The 17,944-nt window shown below is 42.4% G+C and carries 17 protein-coding genes; 6 read left to right on the top strand and 11 right to left on the bottom strand.

The features are described from left to right. Positions 1-70: 70 nt before the first annotated feature. A complete protein-coding gene (locus BLQ87_RS30915) occupies positions 71-1,093 on the bottom strand; it encodes a terpene synthase family protein (protein ID WP_074612768.1) in 1,023 nt (340 codons plus the stop codon). Between the two features lie 446 nt (positions 1,094-1,539). On the opposite strand from BLQ87_RS30915, the gene BLQ87_RS30920 reads away from it, so the two are divergent. From BLQ87_RS30920 to BLQ87_RS30930, 3 genes are read left to right on the top strand one after another with little or no spacing between them, the layout of a single operon-like run. After that, positions 1,540-2,829 (top strand): paraquat-inducible protein A, encoded by a 1,290-nt coding sequence (locus BLQ87_RS30920; protein ID WP_245723967.1) that lies wholly within the window; start codon positions 1,540-1,542, stop codon positions 2,827-2,829. Continuing rightward, positions 2,816-4,141 (top strand): paraquat-inducible protein A, encoded by a 1,326-nt coding sequence (locus BLQ87_RS30925; protein WP_074612770.1) that lies wholly within the window; start codon positions 2,816-2,818, stop codon positions 4,139-4,141. Before BLQ87_RS30920 ends, BLQ87_RS30925 begins: the two co-directional genes overlap by 14 nt. A gap of 51 nt (positions 4,142-4,192) precedes the next feature. Further along, a complete protein-coding gene (locus BLQ87_RS30930) occupies positions 4,193-5,179 on the top strand; it encodes a 2-hydroxyacid dehydrogenase (RefSeq protein ID WP_074612771.1) in 987 nt (328 codons plus the stop codon). A 28-nt stretch (positions 5,180-5,207) separates the two neighbouring features. Here the strand turns inward: BLQ87_RS30930 and BLQ87_RS30935 are convergent, their stop codons facing one another. The 5 genes from BLQ87_RS30935 to BLQ87_RS30955 all read right to left on the bottom strand — a co-directional run bounded on the left by BLQ87_RS30935 (position 5,208) and on the right by BLQ87_RS30955 (position 9,369). Further along, on the bottom strand, positions 5,208-5,549 hold the full coding sequence (locus BLQ87_RS30935; RefSeq protein ID WP_074612772.1) for a TfoX/Sxy family protein: 342 nt from the start codon (positions 5,547-5,549) through the stop codon (positions 5,208-5,210). A 22-nt stretch (positions 5,550-5,571) separates the two neighbouring features. After that, positions 5,572-5,946, bottom strand: coding sequence for a VOC family protein (locus tag BLQ87_RS30940; RefSeq protein WP_074612773.1), 375 nt, complete (start codon positions 5,944-5,946; stop codon positions 5,572-5,574). 66 nt (positions 5,947-6,012) lie between these two features. Continuing rightward, positions 6,013-6,834 carry a helix-turn-helix transcriptional regulator gene (locus BLQ87_RS30945; RefSeq protein ID WP_074612774.1) on the bottom strand — a complete coding sequence of 274 codons (822 nt, stop codon included), beginning with the start codon at positions 6,832-6,834 and terminating at the stop codon, positions 6,013-6,015. Positions 6,835-6,897: 63 nt separating this feature from the next. Then, positions 6,898-8,499: a serine hydrolase domain-containing protein gene (locus BLQ87_RS30950; protein ID WP_074612775.1), complete on the bottom strand. Its 1,602-nt coding sequence runs from the start codon at positions 8,497-8,499 to the stop codon at positions 6,898-6,900. A 63-nt stretch (positions 8,500-8,562) separates the two neighbouring features. Next, the gene (locus BLQ87_RS30955; protein ID WP_074612776.1) at positions 8,563-9,369 is read right to left on the bottom strand and encodes a helix-turn-helix domain-containing protein; all 807 of its coding nucleotides are present in this window, start codon (positions 9,367-9,369) and stop codon (positions 8,563-8,565) included. Between the two features lie 174 nt (positions 9,370-9,543). Here BLQ87_RS30955 and BLQ87_RS30960 point away from each other — a divergent pair, with 174 nt between their 5' ends. The 3 genes from BLQ87_RS30960 to BLQ87_RS30970 all read left to right on the top strand — a co-directional run bounded on the left by BLQ87_RS30960 (position 9,544) and on the right by BLQ87_RS30970 (position 12,311). Then, positions 9,544-10,179 (top strand): ankyrin repeat domain-containing protein, encoded by a 636-nt coding sequence (locus BLQ87_RS30960; RefSeq protein WP_074612777.1) that lies wholly within the window; start codon positions 9,544-9,546, stop codon positions 10,177-10,179. A gap of 78 nt (positions 10,180-10,257) precedes the next feature. Further along, the gene (locus BLQ87_RS30965; RefSeq protein WP_074612778.1) at positions 10,258-10,953 is read left to right on the top strand and encodes a glycosyltransferase family protein; all 696 of its coding nucleotides are present in this window, start codon (positions 10,258-10,260) and stop codon (positions 10,951-10,953) included. 56 nt (positions 10,954-11,009) lie between these two features. After that, the gene (locus BLQ87_RS30970; protein WP_083362152.1) at positions 11,010-12,311 is read left to right on the top strand and encodes an alpha/beta fold hydrolase; all 1,302 of its coding nucleotides are present in this window, start codon (positions 11,010-11,012) and stop codon (positions 12,309-12,311) included. A gap of 195 nt (positions 12,312-12,506) precedes the next feature. Here BLQ87_RS30970 and BLQ87_RS30975 read toward each other — a convergent pair whose 3' ends face one another. The 5 genes from BLQ87_RS30975 to BLQ87_RS30995 all read right to left on the bottom strand — a co-directional run bounded on the left by BLQ87_RS30975 (position 12,507) and on the right by BLQ87_RS30995 (position 17,885). Next, positions 12,507-13,100 carry a hypothetical protein gene (locus BLQ87_RS30975; protein ID WP_143010604.1) on the bottom strand — a complete coding sequence of 198 codons (594 nt, stop codon included), beginning with the start codon at positions 13,098-13,100 and terminating at the stop codon, positions 12,507-12,509. Positions 13,101-13,201: 101 nt separating this feature from the next. After that, complete coding sequence (locus BLQ87_RS30980) at positions 13,202-13,636, bottom strand: DUF4231 domain-containing protein (protein ID WP_074612780.1); 435 nt, start codon at positions 13,634-13,636, stop codon at positions 13,202-13,204. Positions 13,637-13,638: 2 nt separating this feature from the next. After that, a complete protein-coding gene (locus BLQ87_RS30985) occupies positions 13,639-16,071 on the bottom strand; it encodes a hypothetical protein (protein WP_074612781.1) in 2,433 nt (810 codons plus the stop codon). 11 nt (positions 16,072-16,082) lie between these two features. After that, a complete protein-coding gene (locus tag BLQ87_RS30990; protein WP_074612782.1) occupies positions 16,083-17,075 on the bottom strand; it encodes a hypothetical protein in 993 nt (330 codons plus the stop codon). A gap of 12 nt (positions 17,076-17,087) precedes the next feature. Then, the gene (locus tag BLQ87_RS30995; RefSeq protein WP_074612783.1) at positions 17,088-17,885 is read right to left on the bottom strand and encodes a hypothetical protein; all 798 of its coding nucleotides are present in this window, start codon (positions 17,883-17,885) and stop codon (positions 17,088-17,090) included. Positions 17,886-17,944 lie beyond the last annotated feature (59 nt).

Below are 17,944 nucleotides of genomic sequence, written 5' to 3' on the forward strand. Positions count from 1 at the left end.
TTTAATTTCCGTTGCATAATTTTTTTTGATATTAATATTGTTGATTAAGATTTTAAGTTAGCTACTCTTTTTATTGAGGCTGGCTTTGGCTCAACCTTTCTTTTAATTCCAGGGCACTTGGAAATTCTGTTTTATTATAGCGATCAAGCTTGGTTGAAATATTTTTCCAGCCGCTAAGTACCATACTCATATAATGCACCCAGTTCACAACAGCATCCTGCCATATACCGAAGTCAGGCAAAGAAGCCTGTAAGGTTGTAAATTCTTTCAGGTCTTCATTATGAAGACGTAAATCTTCAAGACAGGCCTCTTTCAGGGACATCTGATGCTCATGTTGAATCACTTTTACAATATTGTAATAAACACTGTCGGTAGCCTCATCTTTCAGTACAGATTGTACTTCATTGAAAAAAGTAACCAGGTGACAGGCCAGCGCTTGTAAACGGATGATCACCGGATGCTCATGGATCTCCTTCGGAAGAACGATTCCTGTCTCCAATTCTGTAAGCTGCAGGAAAGGATAAAGGCAAATTGAATTTTCACGTAAGGCAATACATTCACTTACACTGGGATAGGCTTTGTTTTTCTTGTATTTTAATTCAGTTTCTAACCCTATAAAATATTTGCTGATCATTTGTGTAAACCGGGAAACTGACTCCTGGGGAATAAACTGCAACAGCTCCTGTCTCAATGTGGCCAGCATAGCACCTAAGGGTATTCCTGAATCTGCAGCACTGATCTCGCCACTGAGTATGGCAATTGATTGGGCATGTACATATCCGATATCTTCAGGTTCACTTTCTTCATAAAGATCATCGTTGTAGAGGGTCCATAGCATCAGTCTGCAAATGGGCTTGAACCGTTCAGGTGAGGCAGTTGGGAACCATTGGGCCGCGATATGTGCCGTCTTGGTTTTTTTGTACTTTTCGCGGAGATCGGGATTCTGCTCATAAAGCCAGAGATATTCCCCATCGATCCATTGATTTTCAGTGACCTCCTGTAACTGATCAGCATGAGGGTTCTTTAATGTCGGGAATGGATATCTGAACTTATCGCGAAGCAGTTCGAGAGTGTTAAAATTTTCATTGCTCATGATTTTGTGTTTTAATGGGCTATGTTTTCATATAATGTATAATTTATTTACAATATAGCATCTTATTATAAGAAATCCTATATCATAAAATGACACATCACACTAATTACCAATCAGATACAATCATGAACAAGGTAAACTACACACACATCAATCATCATTAAACTAAAAAAATATTTTCTACAAGAAATAAATACCAATAAACACACATTAATTTACCAAAAATAAAACCATCAGACACATTCCTTTTAAACCAGCCAGGTAAATACGATAGGCGCTCTATCAGCCATGCGATTAACCAAAGCATCTTTAATTTTGTTAATTTCTTTAATATGCATTTAAAACAATTATCATTTCGTTGTTGTTGAACAAACTGAATTAACCATTAGCTATTCCATAGCTCATTTAGACTGCCGATGCATAAAACGACGACTTCCAGCAAAAAAATGCGCCTTTCAAAACTCCTGCTGATTTTCGGTCTTGCAATTTTATTGGCTGCTGAAGGGTATTTTGGTTACCAGTTACACCAGCTTTCAGAACAGCAGGAAGAGATCAAGGAAGATTACGCCAATATCAACAACATTAGCTCAGGACTGTTCTCTGTGGAGCAATGGCGCGACAAAGTCTCGGCGATTGCAGCCCGGCAGATCCGTGATTTCACACTTAGCCCAAAACAAAAGAAAGACCTTCAGAAGGAAGTCGAGCAAGTCATCATCGCCCTGATTGATAAGGCGGAAGCGAAGATCAACAAGCCTAAAAAGACCATCGACGGAAAAATAAGGAAATTCCTGGTTAAAACTTTCGTAAATACCGATGACTTCCGGAAACAGGCGCCCTCCTTCGCAAAAAAAATCATCGCCAAGGTTTATAATCCCACTAATAAAAGGCAGCTCAGCAAAATGGTAATGTCCAAGTTTGATGCACTGGAACGTGCCGAATACCTGGACAGTGCAGTGGCTGCAACAAAGGCGGCAACAGAGAAAATCTATAAAAAACATGGCGCATCCTCTAATGAAGAATTAAACAATAAACTCAATTCCTCTTTGTCGCAGATCAGGACTTCGACTTACAATTACTCCTTCGCGATGCTGGCTTGTATTGCGATCGTGTTGTCGTTATGGTGGATATTAAGAAAACGGGTTGACTTACATGCCCCTCTTTTCATCATGTCATTGATGTTCGCCTTCATTTTGCTTTTTATAGGCTTAACGGCCTCCATGATAGAAGTCGACGCACGCATCAAAGCCCTCGATTTTGTGCTGCTGGGCGAACATGTCGTCTTTGAGAACCAGGTATTGTTCTTTCAGAGCAAGAGCATTCTGGACGTGGTCAGCGTATTGATTGGCCAGCCCGCTATAGACGCGGTCCTGGTGGGAGTTCTGATATTGATCTTCAGTATCCTCTTCCCTATTATGAAGCTCAGCGCTACCGGCATCCACCTCCGGAGTAAAAAGAACATTGCCAGGAACAGGATCATCAGGTATTTTGCCTTTCAATCGGGTAAATGGAGCATGGCTGATGTCATCGTTATCGCAATATTAATGGTATATATCGGTTTAAATGGCCTGTTAGACAGTCAGCTGAAGAGCCTGAACATAAAAAGTGATGATCTGAATGTCATGACCACCAACAATACTGCGCTCCAGCCAGGATTCATCATCTTCATCAGCTTTGTATTATACGGCCTTATTTTATCTACCATCCTAAAATTCATTTCTCCCCATGAAAGCCACTAAAAAAACAGTCCTTCCCAACATTCTGCTCCTGGTTGGCCTGAGTCTGCTGCTTTGCGGAGAGGCCTGGTTTGGATACCGGGTATCTACGCTTTCCAGTCGGCAGGAAGAAATCAAGTCAGATTACAGTGTGGCCAATAACATCACCTTCGGCATCTTATCTGTAGACCAGTGGCGGGAGAAAATGGCCGCTGTGGTGGAGGGAAAAGTCAATGAGTTTAACATGACCACCCTGCAGAAAAAAGAACTCCAGAAAAAGGTGGAGCAACAATTAAACAGTCTGCTTGGCAAAGCTGTAAATGAGTTCAATAAACCGCAGAAGAGTATCGGCGGCAAGCTCAAAAAACTCGCCTTCAATGCTATGGTTGACCAGGAAGAAATCCAGGCCGAGGTACCCGCTTTCGCCGCGACCATCGTTGCCAGAATCAATAAGCCTGCAAGCAAGAAAAGGCTCAAAAACATCATCAGCAGCAAAGTTGACCAGCTGGAGAAGGAAACCTTCGACAACACCGAGCCGGCCAGCGTCACCGTAAACAGGCACATTTATAAAAAATACGGGGTATCAACCAGTCATGCTTTTGACAAAACCGTCAATACTCAGCTAGCCATCATACAGAAACTTACGCGGAATTACACCTATGCGATGATTGGCTGTGTGCTGCTGGCCCTCTGCCTCTGGTTCTTCCTTAGAAAACATGTGCGCCTTCACACCACGCTATACATCCTTTCTCTTCTGTTTGCCTTCGTCCTCTTATTTGTAGGAGTCACCGCTACGATCATAGAAGTTGATGCGCGCATTCAGTCCTTAAACTTTACGTTGCTCAGCGAAAAATTAGCGTTTACCAATCAGGTGTTATTTTTTCAAAGCAAAAGTATAAGCGGGGTGGTGAAATCACTGGTAGAACAGCCTAAACCCGATGCAGTACTGGTGGGCATCCTCATCCTGCTCTTTGTTATCGTTCTGCCTGTACTCCGGATGATCGGCAAGGGCATTCTGATCTGGGGCCGGGATAAATACGCAGAAAATAAACTGATCCGGTTTTTAGCGTTGGATTTAGGGAAATGGGATATGGCTGATGTAATGGTTGTCGGCATTGCGATGACTTATATCGGCTTAAACGGGATCCTCCAAAGTCAGCTCTCGGGGTTAAATATACAGGAAGAATTGCTTTCTACGGTCACACAAAATAATACCTCATTGCAACCAGGCTATTATATTTTTGTAGCCTATGTGGTCTATGCAACGATATTGTCCATGATCTTGAAACGAATAAACCCATTAGAAAAACCGGTAAACGTTCCGGCAGCTTCGTAAAATGGTTGTCTTATTTTATAAAATAGCCTACCTTACACAAAACCTTCACCTATGAAAATTGCTGTCTTCAGTACCTGTAAATATGATCGTGATTTCCTCCAGGAATACAATACTGATCATGAGTTAACTTTTTTTGAATCTGCACTCAATCTACAGAATGTAGCTCTTACTAAAGGCTTCCAGGCCTTATGCCTGTTTGTAAATGACAGCGCAGACCGGGAAGTCCTGCAGGCATTGAAAGCGAATGGGATAAGACTTATTCTGTTAAGATGTGCGGGATTTAACAATGTAGATATAGCAACTGCTGCTGAGCTGGGAATTAAGGTCCTCAGGGTCCCTGCGTATTCTCCGGAAGCGGTGGCTGAGCATGCCATGGCAATGATCCTCACGCTTAACCGTAAAACACATAAGGCTTACAACCGAATCAGGGAAGGCAATTTCTCTCTTGAAGGCTTGATCGGGTTTAACCTGCACAAATGTAAAGTGGCGCTAATCGGAACCGGTAATATAGGAAAGGCTTTTTACCGAATATTAAAAGGATTCGGGTGTATGGTGGTTGCCTATGACCCATATCCAGATGCAGCGCTTATTGAGGAAGGCTTAGCTTATGGCACTATGGAAGAGGCGCTTAAAGATGCAGAAGTAGTCTCCTTGCATTGCCCGCTGACTGAAGAGACGCACCACATGATCAACGCCGATACGCTTAAGCTTTTTAAAAAGGGCGCAATGCTGATCAACACCAGTCGCGGAGGACTCATTCATACACAAGACGTAATCGAAGCCTTAAAATCAGCTCAGCTTGGTTATCTTGGACTCGATGTCTATGAACAGGAATCGAAGCTTTTCTTCCAGGATCTTTCAGGAGACATTATACAGGACGATTTGATATCAAGACTGATTTCTTTCCCGAATGTGCTGATCACCTCCCACCAGGGATTTTTCACCAGGGAAGCGATGCAGCAAATCGCAGAAATTACATTTGCAAACGCAGATGCTTTTGAATCCGGACGAGTTCTTGTTAATGAAGTAAAAGCTTAGGACTGATCATTGCGTTTTGTTTAGTCTTTTATTTCTTTGAAGATTTTGCTGTTTTATTGAATTCAAGGCATAGGTTTACAAAGTATTCAAAGTCATTTTTTGCTTTAATCCCTTCCGGATTGATGTAGCAATAACCTTTATATTCTTTTCCTTTCATTAACATCGTTTGATAACCATGTCTTTCTGCAATTTCTTCCTGCAATTTTGGGTCGAAACGACACATTAGATTTTCGCCGCTTACACAAACGCAGGTCTTCCCATTGACCATAAAATTTAAAACGTTAAACATTTTCTTTTCTTCAATTTCCAGTTCTGGTATTTCAGCAAGGTAAGCTCTTAACCTATCTGCAAGCCTGATGTCGTAATCCATAATTTGAGGTTATATCGTCCACTTATTTTCTGGAATGAAGTCCGATAGTATTGCCCTCCGTATCGATGATCATGGATACAAATCCAAACTGTCCTATGGACATTTTTGGTGTACTGATTTTTCCACCGGCTTTTTCAACGCGGGCCTCTTCAGTAACACAATCTTCGGAAACAAAATAAACGATGGTATTACTTCCATTAGCAAGCCTCTCTTCTTTTTCAACTAATGCACCGGAAATATTCAGGCCTTCATCGTCTGAAGGAAAGGCGGATTGTTTCCCCCACTCTATTGGAAAGTCAACCAGCTGTATGTTGAATACCGTTTCATAGAATTTTTTTGCACGTTCTAAGTTTGACACATTAATATCAAACCAGCCAACAGGATTTACATTTGTCATGATGAATTATTTTAAGTTAGACAGCAAAGCTAGCCTGCCCTGATCACCTAAAATTGTAAAAATGCGTCAGGACTCCTCTTTACGATCAAAAATCAATGACATCTTTAAAAGGTCTCCATAAAACTCTTTGGGTGTAATTCCGGTAAACTCTTTGAAATCTTTAATAAAATGTGCCTGATCGTAATATTCGTTTTCGTAAGCCAAAGCGGTTAGGTTCGTGATTTTTTTACTCAGCAAGACTTTGAGTGTAGCCTGCAGTCTTATTGTTTTTGAAAGCTGCTTCGGGCTTAACCCGATAGCTGAGGAAAATTTGCGTTCCAACTGTCTGCGCCTGATCTTGCTTTGCCCGGAAAGTTCATCCACAGAAAGTTGTCCGTTAGCCGTCAAAATAGTTTCGACGGTTGATTTTACAATTTGATCAACGGCTGCCACATCCCTTAACCGGTTGAATAAAAATGCTTCGACAAGATTTATTCTTTCCAAAGTTGAGCTGGCTTTTAAAATACTTTGTTCGATTTCCTGTCCGTCTTTTCCAAACAATTTATCCAATGGAACGGCTGTATTCTCCATTTCCCGGATGGGAAAGGTGGCAAAAGGTAAAAATCCATTCGGATGAAAGCAAACAAAAAAAGTCCCGGTTTCTCCGGCTGGCTCTACTTCAAACGGCCCCGTCAGCTGTCCGATGACAAAGCATCTCGGAAGCTCAACACAATTTCCGTTTTCCCTGTAATGTTTATACAAGTCGCCGTAGTGAAAAATCATTTTCATGCAGCCATCAGGAACGATGGTATTTTTTTTGGGCGTTTTTTCTTTAGGGCTTTCCAATGTCCAATAACATTTGACAAATGCTGCTAAATCCTTGTGCGTTTCAAATATCCGGGAGTTCATCGTACTTATTTTAGCAAGTTTAAATATTGTTAATTTTAGAAGAGAACATCTAAGACAATATTTTTAATCTAAAATCGCTGGCAACAAGTATTTTTCTACAATTTCGTCAGCCTGAGCATGTGCAAACGCTTTACCATAAGCGGAAGCGGTGATCACGATTACAATAGGCAGCTCTTTGAATAGGTAGATCTTGTTCCCGCCATTTCCACTACTATAGTATGCCTGATAAGATTTACCAGCGACAACAAAAGCTTTGTTCCAGAAAAGAAGTCCATAAAAACCGGTTCTATCGGCTGGAAGGACCTGCAACGGCGAAAGACTTTTCTCTACCCAGGATTTTTCCAGCAGCCGTTTGCCATTATATACGCCCCCATTTGAATACAACTGACCATACTTCGCAAAATCGAGTGCACATAACCGGAGCCCGCCACCACCAAAAGGTTTCCCCTGAGGTGTTCGTGCCCATTCAAATTTAGCAATGCCCAATGGGGCAAATAGCTTGTTATTAGCAAAAGCCTCTACACCACCCGGTATATTTTTATCGAGTATGTCCATCACCAAATTAGTGCCTGCGGTAAAATACGACCAGCTTTTACCGTTTTCACGATCAGCAACCATCGAAAGGTCAAGTGTAAACTTTGTATAATCGGCTGTTGGATACATATTCTCTTCATTGCCGGCAGAGCTTTCCAGCTCATCATTGCCCTCAAATGCAGCACTCATGCTCAGCAGGTCTATAATTCTTACACTATCCTTTTTACCACTATGGTTGGCATAATCCTGAAGCTTATAGAAATCCTTTAGTACCTGGTTTTCAGAACGGATAAAACCGGCTCTGATGGCCATTCCCGTAAGTGTTCCCGTCATGGATTTACTCACTGACCTCGGATCGTGGAGCGTTTCTCTTTTTTCCCCGTTATAATACTGTTCCAGCAGCAATTCCCCTTTCTTCAGGACCACGATTCCATTGATCATGCGATAAGTCTGATCAGCAACCTTTGTATTGAGCGCAACAATCAGTTCCTTATTCAGCTTCGCTTTGGAAAGCTTAAAGCCACTTTCTGCGGCTATGTGTTGTGGCCCCATTGTCAAGGGATCGATTTTCTTTGGAATTCTTGTTATATTGATTTGTGCCTGTGCCTGCACTTCACTATATTTTATTCCGTTTTGTTCCACATAAACGCTCACCCGTATTTCCAGCTGCTTTGGCTGCCTACTTAAAAGCGACATCCCGGCTTTTGCCATGAAGCGGTCCCAAAGGTTAATGCTCCATAAACCCGACCTGTTTGAGCTGATCAGCACGATATCCAGCGGGCGCTTAGTGGTTTTATCTTGTGGCAGGATCGCTCCCGGCCCAAGGTTTTCTGAATAAACCTTTTTACCATCCAGATAAAAATCGAAGCTGTAGTTGCCGATAGCCAATAGATCCTCCGTTTTTACTGAAGGGGAGAGTTTGGCGAGTTCAGTCTGAAGGGAAGCATCCGGCGACAGTAACAGATACAAATCCTTGTCTGAACCGACATTATAAGAAGAAATCGCAGGACTAGTCTGGATTCCCTCTCTTACAGGCCTGACATCAAAAAAAGCCAGTTTCTGTGCATAGGATTGCAAGGCAAAAAGCGGGAGTGTAAAAAGAAGGACTATGGTGTGAAATTTCCGGATCATAATTTTTTTTTTGTAAAAATAAGGCAGGGCGACGGCCCAATATAGAACGAGATTAACATCCGGCTAAAATTTTAGGAGCTGCCTGAAAAACAATGGCGTATTCCCGCTAAAAGCTTTGAAACAGCGGATCATATGACTATGATCGGCAAACCCGCAGCTATGGGCAATCGTACTCAGTGAACTTCCCTTAAGAGAAAGCTGGGAAAATGCCCTTTCTACTTTTAACAGACGGATATATTCGGCGATGGTACAACCAAAGTATTTTGTGAACGACCTTGATAAATGGACCGGATGGACTCCTGCTACGGCAGCGATCGCCTTAAGGTCCGGCGGACAAAGATAATTATCCTGAAGCAGCTCCCCTACTTTATCGACCCATGAGGGTCTAAACCGGGATTCCTTTGTACCGGAAAAAAGCGGACTGACGGCTTCCATTACCAGGTTTTGAATGCCAAGTGTGGTCATGTCATCCGCAATCTGACTTTCCCTTAGCAATTTGTAAAATAAGATTTTTGTTTTGGGACAAGATATTTCAAAGCTTCCCTCTCTTACCTCCTCATTGGGATACATTTCCCTGATCCAGCGGCTCTCAAGTTCCAGGTGCATGCCACGGGTTTCTCCCGGAGGCTTGATATTGTAATGCGATTCCTGGACATGATGGAACAACAGGCTTCCTGCCGAGAGGTTCACTTTGCCTTTTTTATTGCCCTCGATTACCTTTCCTGTCAGAAGAAAGGTAAAATAGACATTCTCATGGTGGTGCCAGTCCACATAATCGTGGGTATAGGCCGTGTTGGTCAGAATTAGTCCGCCTGTTTCCAGTTTCTGACTCGTTACGCCGAAGAACTCACCTGAACTCAATTTTTCCATAGCCTGATTTAGAATCTCAGATGGAAGATTTGTTACGTCAAATTATTTGAATCAATTAAATAAATCTGTTCTTTTGTTCCGTACGTAATTTGCTCGTGATCAACGAAAGCTCAATTGAAGACACCATTCTGATAAAATGATCGCTTCATCACCATTAAAGGAAAATATATTCCAATGAAAAAACTGATCGACACGAAGGCCTTCAACGATATTGAAGTCGCGCTTTCCAACAACCCAAACCTCGCTAACGAAGGAATTCCATATGACGACCAAAACACCACTAAAGCGCATCCATTGCATCGCATCTGTGACGGCGTCTTTTCGGGAACGTATACCGAGGAAGATGCCATTCAGATGGCAAAGATCTTTCTTAAATACGGGGCCGATATCAATGGTGGCGAATTAAAAGAAAAAAATGACTCCCCGCTCACAGCGGCATCGAGCTTAAATGCAGATCAGGTCGCTATCTTTTATATGGAAGAAGGCGCCGACATCCATCATGTGGGTTGTCATGGAGGAACCGCATTGCATTGGGCCTCCTGGTGTGGAAGAGGTAAAGTCGTTGAAGAACTCATAAAAAGAGGAGCAGAAATTAATAAGCGCTGTATAGATTTTAAAGCCACGCCGCTCTTCTGGGCAATTCATGGTTTAAAACATGGAGGCTCAAATGGTTTGAGCGGGACTTTGGAATGCGTCAAAATCTTAATTCAAGCTGGTGCAGATAAAAATACGCCCAATGTGGATGGAGACACAGTGTACGACATGTTAAACGATAAAGATGAAGCATTAAAGGAGCTATTGAAGGTGTAACAGCTGTATTTTTTTCGATAGTGTGACCAACAGCGCATGGCGATTCGTACATTAGCCTTATAAACCAACTCTCAAACAATGGATAACTTTTCATTAACGGCACTTATTTCAATCCCTGAGGAGGCCGGCTATTTTTTCCCTGACAGACATTTCCAACGCATTTCCAGGGGCTTCCTCTACAGCGTAATGATTGATAAACTGGAAGGAATCTCCAGGATCGGGAAGATCGTGATCAACACCGATTCAGACAGAATCAGAAGCAGTTACTCACGCTCCGACAAAGTAAAGGTGATCAACGTCTATAAGGCAGAACCTCAGGAGATCGAGCTGGAACTTACCTCCGACCGCGCGACCGCAGCAATCCTGGAACATGTGGAGGGAGAACATTTCCTGCAACTCGGCCCGATTTTCCCTTTCCTGAAACAAGAGACCATCGGGAACGTGATCGAAACCTACGACAAGTATGTGGTTAATCCGGAAGACCGCGCCAACGATTCAGTATTTACGATCAAGACACTGAACCGCAGATATTACGATAGCGACAAGGATTTCATACGCGAAGACAGACCGAACACCTTTGTAGAAGACGGCATATTGCATGTATTTAACCGCAAAACATTCCTTGCCGGGGGCAACCGTAAAGTAGGTAAAAATCCTTTTTCCTATGGCATAGATGATATCGAGAATCTGGCCATCGATTCGGAGGAGAACTACCAGCTCGCCGTTCTTGTCGACGAGAACCGTCGCCGCTTTCCCCGTGTTTTCGGCAGGTAGGCCTTTAACGGGCGTAGATTTAATCAATAAGTAGTCAAATGAATAAAGATCAATAAATGAAAATATACCTAAAGTCGTCCCTCATAGCTTTTATTGCGCTAATGCTCTTTAGCCCTGCTTATGCTCAAAAAAATGCGATTGCTGAATTACATACCGCAGCATTCATAAAGTATTTTAATGCGGGAAAAGCAGATAGTCTGTATACGCTTATGGCTGAGGAAGTTCGATCAAAACTTCCTTTAACCACACTGGGCTCAGCAATAGCACAGATAAAGGGGTCACTGGGCAATTTAACGCGGAGTGACTATGTGGGTATTCAGCAAGGAACCGATGTATATATGGCAACGTTCGAAAAACCCGGGATGGTTTTGCATATTAATATGGATAAGGCTAACCAGGTTATTGGTTTTTTCTTAATGGAGGATAAACGAAAATTAACGGAAGATAAACGAGAATTACCCGGCTCGGTTACCATCAATGCAGGAACTGCGGTATTAAAAGGAACGCTTTCTCTCCCGCAAGTAACGGCCCCCGTCCCTGTAGTACTGTTAATTGCAGGATCAGGCCCGACAGACAGGGATGGAAATTCTCTATTAATAAACGGTAAACCAAACTATTTTTTACAGGTCAGCGATGCGCTGAAGTCAAAGAACATTGCAGTATTTAGGTACGATAAGCGCGGGATTGGTCAAAGTACATCGACTAAGGCCCTCTCTGAGGTTACTTTCGAGGATATGGCTGAGGATGCCCTGGCCGTGATTAAAATGTTGAAAGCGGATAAACGCTTTTCAAAGGTTATTGTGGCAGGACATAGTGAAGGCTCCTTAATAGGAATGTTGGCTTCCGAACGTGAAAAACCAAATGCATTTATCAGTTTATCAGCTCCCGGCGTACCTGCTGATGTAATTTTAAAAACGCAACTTAAAAGCAAGGTCTCCACTATTGATTACGCAAAGGCGGCTTTAATTATTGATAGTATAAAGGTTGGCCATTTCACCAAACAGAAAATGGATGCCGGTTTCAATATGCTATTCAATACGGCTTTGCAGCCTTACCTGTATTCATGGATGAAATACGACCCCAAACAGTCCATCAAAAAGTTAGCCATACCGGTGTTAATTGTACAGGGTACACACGACATTCAGGTCAGCGTAAACGACGCACAGTTACTGAAAAAGGCCGAACCTCATGCGGTGTTGAAATTGATTCCGGGAATGAGTCACATTTTGAAGGCCGGTCCTGCTGACCCCGTACAAAATGCAGCTACTTATACCAGGAGTGATTTGCCGCTTCATCCAGAATTGATCCCCACATTGGTTAAATTTATTGATGGCCTTCCGGTAATAAAAGCGCCATAATCAAATCCATCACAGGTTCCGATTAATACTAAGTCAATATGACGTATTAAAAGCTAAACTATTTTGCCATAAAAAAATCAGGACAACGCTGAAGGCCTACCCTATGAATAATAAATCCAGTACAATTAGGTTTTGATGTCTGATTTGCAGTTCCGGCTGAGGCTCAGGAAATGAAGAAAAACAGAAGAAAAATGCCTAAAGTGAAATTGACGGGCCTTCGAAGGGTACAGGCAGGTAAAAGCGTCCGGTACTTAAATTCTGTATCTTAAGAATCTTTTTTGCGGCTTTATCCAGGAAAACCTTGAAATAATGCTTATCCTTCGAATTCGCCTTCTCTAATACCAAAATCTGTTTTCCTTTTTTCTGACTGACCTCATAAACAGCCAGATTTGTAGAAAAGCTATAGAAATTCCGCCTTACTTCATAATCGGGTTTGGAACTCTTCTGAAGGCTGACCGTATCTATAGCCATCGCCTGCCGGATCGTAGCACCACCGTCAAACTCAATCGCTTCGCGAAAAACATCCTTCGCTTTAATCAGTGTATCCGCATTGAGCTGCCATGCGAAAGCCAGTGGCGATTCCTGACCAGCCCGATCAATGAGCTTTAACAGCGGAGAGGAGGCCAGGGCTAATTCCCGGCTGTCAACATCTATTTTTAGAATTTTAGGAGGCAGGAACAGTGGTTTTGATTTGACCTGAGCCGTAGTAACCAGGCAAAAAGAAGCCAGGAATATGGCCAGGATAAAAACGCGTTTTAAAGGATGATAGGACATAACTTCTAAATTCAAAAAAAATCTTATTATGCCCTCCATGGGCAGTATTACCAGTCCACAAACATATGAATTTAAACATAAAAGTAGAACCGCTAAATCTCGTATTTAATGAGCCACTAAACGCTGTCCAAACGGGATTTCTTCCATTCCTGGTTCAGTCCGTCAAGAATGCGTTGATATTCCTCACTGAAAGCTTTAATCTTCAAAACATCCTGATCAGCTCCTTTTTCAAAAAAATCAATGGCGAAACGTAAGGCATAAAACCTGTTCAGCGCCTCATTGTTAGCCACCCATAGGGTTTTAAAATTGAAAAAGGTGTTGTAATAATTGACAATGGTGACCAGACTGGAGATCAGCAAAGCGATAATACGGATCTCTTCTTTATAATCCTGCAGGTTTAGTCCCAGAACAATGGTCACCAAAGTAGAAAGTATTGCTACAGTGATGTAAGTGTTGAATGCACTCCTGCGATAGTAGACACGCCGCCCATCGATCCCTTCGATTCTTTTCTGAATACTGCCTTTTAAAAAAGTCAATTGCTCGTTTTCCATATTTATTTTTTAGGATGGTGGTGTATAATTCTATTGGCCAGTTCACTCAGCCGCTCTGATTTTTTCAAAAAGATGGCATCTACGTACTTAGGTGTCACTTTCAGTTTATGAATGGAATTTGAACGTATGGAAGCAGACACAATTTTTTCCCTGGCATGATTGATCTGTCCCTCGTTATAATAATCCAGGGCCTCAAAGTATTCGATTTCCATCTCGGTTGAGGGGTAAGTCGGATGCTCATCGAACAATAGCCCGATCAGCTCAAAATAATTCCTGATGTCGTCAATATGCTTTCTTGCCATGCTGATCAGCGAAAAATCAGGATCGTCCTGCAGTTCATATTTTCGGATTTTCATATCTGCCAGAGAGTTCAGTAACGCGGTATAGTTCTTGATAATCAGCAGCGAAACCGGGCTTCTGTATTCCTCGTTGATCAACAGCTGAAAACGTTGTTCGGCCATATGCAGGTATTGTATTGCGGCATCAATATCCGAACGCAATTTCTTAAGATCAGCCTGCTCGTCTGACTTCAAAAACTGATAGACCTTGGAAAGATAACATAGCCCTATTCCCTGGAAAATACGTGGATCATCGAGATCCGGATTAATGAGCTCCAGGCCGCGGCTGATCCCTTTATCTTCCTCCAGATTTCTCCTATACAACCAAAGCAACATATAGACAATTTCTACCAGAAGCTCATTTCCTCCCTGCTTATAAACCAGTTTATTGGCTTCAGCAATGCGGTCATAGTCAATCGAAGTATATTGATGCACAATGATTTCAAACTGCCTTTCCAGATTCAGGATCACCTTTTCCTCTAAGCCCTCATACATCGCAGGATCCTGCCCCAGCGCAATTGCCCTTCGCTGCACCACAAAATTCAGATAGGTAAAAACCATTTCTTTTACCGAGTTCGAATACACGTTATTTTCGAGCAGATAGAGCTCATCGATCACCTCTTTTACACATCCTCTGATCTGGTCAAAATCAACCTCCTGCATCTCCACATTCAGGTTCAGAAACTCATAGAGTTTCTCCATCAAAGGGGGGTAAATCGAGTTGTTTACAAAAGGCAGTATGGGGAGATGCTGATAGGGATTACGGATGATGTCCTTGCCATAGCGATATTCCGGCTCATAGTCCATCCCACCCCAAAAGGCATCTGCTACATCAAAAGTCTGATTTAAAACCGCTACTGCAGATTCCAGTTCATAAAGACGCGATTTATGGATGTCCCGGTTTTTGTCAATTTCCCGCATGATCTGCAACAATTCCTCCTGATCAAGTGCAGTCCGGCCTCCTTTATCGCTGAGCTGGGAAAAGGTCGACTTATACTTCTCATATATACTGTAATAGAAATGATTGTCCAGGATATTGGATTTATGGTCGAAGTATCCCTTCACCCTGAGCAGGGTGAGTTTATCCGCTTCATCTGCTGTTGCATCAAGCCAGTTATCCGTCTTGAGTTTAACGAGTAAGCTCCTCAGGTCTCTCAGGATCAGAATTGCTGCATCCAGATCTTCTTTAAACTCGTTCTTCAGGCGGTCAAACAAAAAATACTGAAAGACATTTCTGTGGGTATCTCTCTCTTCCTCCAGCCCGCTTCCAGTCTTCTGAAGACTAGACCTGACCTTAAAAATTTCTCCCGTTTTCCTTGCCGAAGAAAGGTAAATCAGGGTATACTTCAAGTCCGTCTCTTTCATTCCGGAATTGATCTGGCCAACACGTTCAATCACCTGTATATCCCTAAAGGTATTTTCCAGAAAAACATGCCGTTCCGCCGGAGGTACTGAAATCAGATTTTTCCTGTTGTTCTCTACATAAGCCCTGAACAGCTCCACAGAAAAATCAGTTCTTTCGCTCTGCTCAAAAAGCCTTTCAATCTTAGAGATATCTCCTTTATTCGGGATATTGATGCCGGAAATGTCCAGCCGGTCGCGGATGAAAACAAAAAACTCATTGAGTATCGTATAAGACTTGTCGTTCAAAATCAATAAGAGCAGGATCACCTCAAAATTATTTCTGAAAAAGGCTGCTGACTTTTCCGGATGGTTCAGAAAATCACCGGTCTCTGCTTTAAGCGATTCCAGGTTTCCGATCACTGCACCTGCATGGCTCAGGTGTCGCGCAAGCTTGTTCTTCGCCGCCACCAGCTCCACCTTATACTCCTCTAAAAGAATACATTTGGTCTTGTTCAACTCGCCAAAGAAATAATCATAGCAGATAAACTTCTGCGCCTGAAAATGGGAATCCCCCTTTGAAAACAACTCAATCTCGATATAAGGGAGGTAGTTTTCCATCACATCGTAAGTATCCAGTGCATAGAGGAATTCATAGCCCTCACTATGAAGCTCGAGGTCCGTAATGATATTGTCAATATCTGAAGGGCTAAAACAGTTGAGTATAAAATGATAATCAGTATCCGTTTGTTGCATATCGGTTGTTGTTATTTAAAAAATCGAATAATAGCCTCTACTGACTGGTCTAATGAACTGGATTCACTTTCCCTAAGCACATCCTCTGCTTCATCTGAGGCGCCATCCAGGACTTTATCTAAGGGTTCAATGGCCGTTTCATACAGCAGTTTATCTACGTTGATCCCCACTTCCAGAACAGAGGTGTCGGGAGAAATACCCCTTACGCTCACCTTCTGAGAAAGAAAGGATTCTATTTCAGACTGCTGAAGAATGATATATTCGGAACTGAGCAAAAACTTATAGGCTTCAGTATGACCAAACAGAAAGGTTTTGAGCAGCTCGCGGTCCTTTTGCACAAATACCATGATCAGTTCACTCATCATCTGTTTATGCTCAGGAACCTGCAGACAGTGTTTATTCGCCAGCAGCTCAATTTTCAGGTTATAATTGTTAAAAAAAGCCCGGTCCTTATTTAAAAAAGCAATATCTTCCAGCCTGATGCTGTTGTTCCTTTCTTTAAAACGCTGGTATTTTTCCAGTATTTTTTTCAGTACCGCATGGCTGTGTGTCACGTAATCGGTGGTATCCATAAAAGGCAGATCAGGACTGATTTTGTAGTCCAGCCCCTTCTCCCGGAGGTTCTCATTAGAATCACAGATCAGTTCAATTCTTTTCTGGTAAAGGTTCAGAAAGGAGCTGATCATTAACCTGGAATGGACCGACAAATCTTCAATGCTCAGCAAAGGAAGGAGCTGAAGTTCCATCTCCCGCCTGGTTCCGAATTTCAGTTCCGACGCACCGGTCAGAAAACTATAGAGGTAATCTTCATTTTCAGTCACAACAACAGCTTCCCCGGGAGGACTTAAAATGGGCCTGGTAATCTCAATCGGCCTAAAGCCGGTGATCTTCTCCCCCTCTTCCACCTGCACGTAATAGTCATCTCCCTTTTTAAACAAGGAGGTCATGAACTTATCCGCGTCGAGCGAAGGCTGGAGGACGCCTGCGTATACATATCCTTTCATATTAAATCAGAATTAAGATAAGCCAGTTATAATTTCTTCTACTTTTCTACTCATCAGGTCCTGATGTTTCCAGGCCTCAAGGGGAATTCCCGGCCTGGCAAGACTCTCCTCATGCCCATATTGGTGCAGCTGGATATTTGGAAACTGGTTCTTGAAATTCGTCCCCCAATACACAGTATTGTAAAACTCATAAGGCAAAACCAGATGGGTCGGCGTAAACTGAATCACCTTATCACATTGTGCCTCGATGGAAAAAAACTGTGGCCCGACTTTTCTTTCTCCCCTTGTAGCCTGCTGGTACAGGTTAATTAAGTGGCCGATTTCAAGGCAGCAATCTTTGTGTTTCGAAAGCTCTTCTACATTGACCTTCGACTGGATATAGGCCTCATTATTCCCAAAAAGAAGCTTAATGAAGGCCAGCACATGGAAAATATCGGGGTCTTCTAAAACATAATTTTCTTTATGAAATATGGATTTCATCCGTGTAAATCCTCCGGAATCAAAAGGTAAAATCCGTTTAAAACTATCCGTACCGATGGTTTTAATGTCAAAAATAAAGGTCATTGGAGGATCATCGGTATAGCTGGACAAATCTTCTGAAGTTATGTAAGACGATTTGCCATAGAAGAAATACACCAGGTTTTCATTATAGACCTTGCAGGGCTTCGGAATCGCCCCCTTTTCATGCATGATGCTAATCGCATATCCCTGTGTCGTAGTATGACAAAGCGGCAAAAATTTAATCTCTTCTTCCGATTGAGGTTTTAGTTCTTCAATGACATCCCTAAAAGATTTAATATATGGTCCCATAAGAATCGTTGTTTGGTTGAGCGTTTTGGTTGAGCATATTTAATTTAACAATTGCAAAA

The organism is Pedobacter steynii (assembly GCF_900103665.1).
In the GTDB taxonomy this organism is placed as follows: domain Bacteria; phylum Bacteroidota; class Bacteroidia; order Sphingobacteriales; family Sphingobacteriaceae; genus Pedobacter; species Pedobacter steynii.

Excerpts from the sequence above, each read along its gene's own strand:
- BLQ87_RS30930 (WP_074612771.1), top strand. The coding sequence starts at position 4,193 with ATGAAAATTGCTGTCTTCAGTACCTGTAAATATGATCGTGATTTCCTC.
- BLQ87_RS30940 (WP_074612773.1), bottom strand. The coding sequence starts at position 5,946 with ATGACAAATGTAAATCCTGTTGGCTGGTTTGATATTAATGTGTCAAAC.
- BLQ87_RS30935 (WP_074612772.1), bottom strand. The coding sequence starts at position 5,549 with ATGGATTACGACATCAGGCTTGCAGATAGGTTAAGAGCTTACCTTGCT.
- BLQ87_RS30955 (WP_074612776.1), bottom strand. The coding sequence starts at position 9,369 with ATGGAAAAATTGAGTTCAGGTGAGTTCTTCGGCGTAACGAGTCAGAAA.
- BLQ87_RS30970 (WP_083362152.1), top strand. The coding sequence starts at position 11,010 with ATGAAAATATACCTAAAGTCGTCCCTCATAGCTTTTATTGCGCTAATG.
- BLQ87_RS30965 (WP_074612778.1), top strand. The coding sequence starts at position 10,258 with ATGGATAACTTTTCATTAACGGCACTTATTTCAATCCCTGAGGAGGCC.
- BLQ87_RS30960 (WP_074612777.1), top strand. The coding sequence starts at position 9,544 with ATGAAAAAACTGATCGACACGAAGGCCTTCAACGATATTGAAGTCGCG.
- BLQ87_RS30925 (WP_074612770.1), top strand. The coding sequence starts at position 2,816 with ATGAAAGCCACTAAAAAAACAGTCCTTCCCAACATTCTGCTCCTGGTT.
- BLQ87_RS30980 (WP_074612780.1), bottom strand. The coding sequence starts at position 13,636 with ATGGAAAACGAGCAATTGACTTTTTTAAAAGGCAGTATTCAGAAAAGA.
- BLQ87_RS30985 (WP_074612781.1), bottom strand. The coding sequence starts at position 16,071 with ATGCAACAAACGGATACTGATTATCATTTTATACTCAACTGTTTTAGC.
- BLQ87_RS30920 (WP_245723967.1), top strand. The coding sequence starts at position 1,540 with ATGCGCCTTTCAAAACTCCTGCTGATTTTCGGTCTTGCAATTTTATTG.
- BLQ87_RS30945 (WP_074612774.1), bottom strand. The coding sequence starts at position 6,834 with ATGAACTCCCGGATATTTGAAACGCACAAGGATTTAGCAGCATTTGTC.
- BLQ87_RS30915 (WP_074612768.1), bottom strand. The coding sequence starts at position 1,093 with ATGAGCAATGAAAATTTTAACACTCTCGAACTGCTTCGCGATAAGTTC.
- BLQ87_RS30950 (WP_074612775.1), bottom strand. The coding sequence starts at position 8,499 with ATGATCCGGAAATTTCACACCATAGTCCTTCTTTTTACACTCCCGCTT.
- BLQ87_RS30990 (WP_074612782.1), bottom strand. The coding sequence starts at position 17,075 with ATGAAAGGATATGTATACGCAGGCGTCCTCCAGCCTTCGCTCGACGCG.
- BLQ87_RS30995 (WP_074612783.1), bottom strand. The coding sequence starts at position 17,885 with ATGGGACCATATATTAAATCTTTTAGGGATGTCATTGAAGAACTAAAA.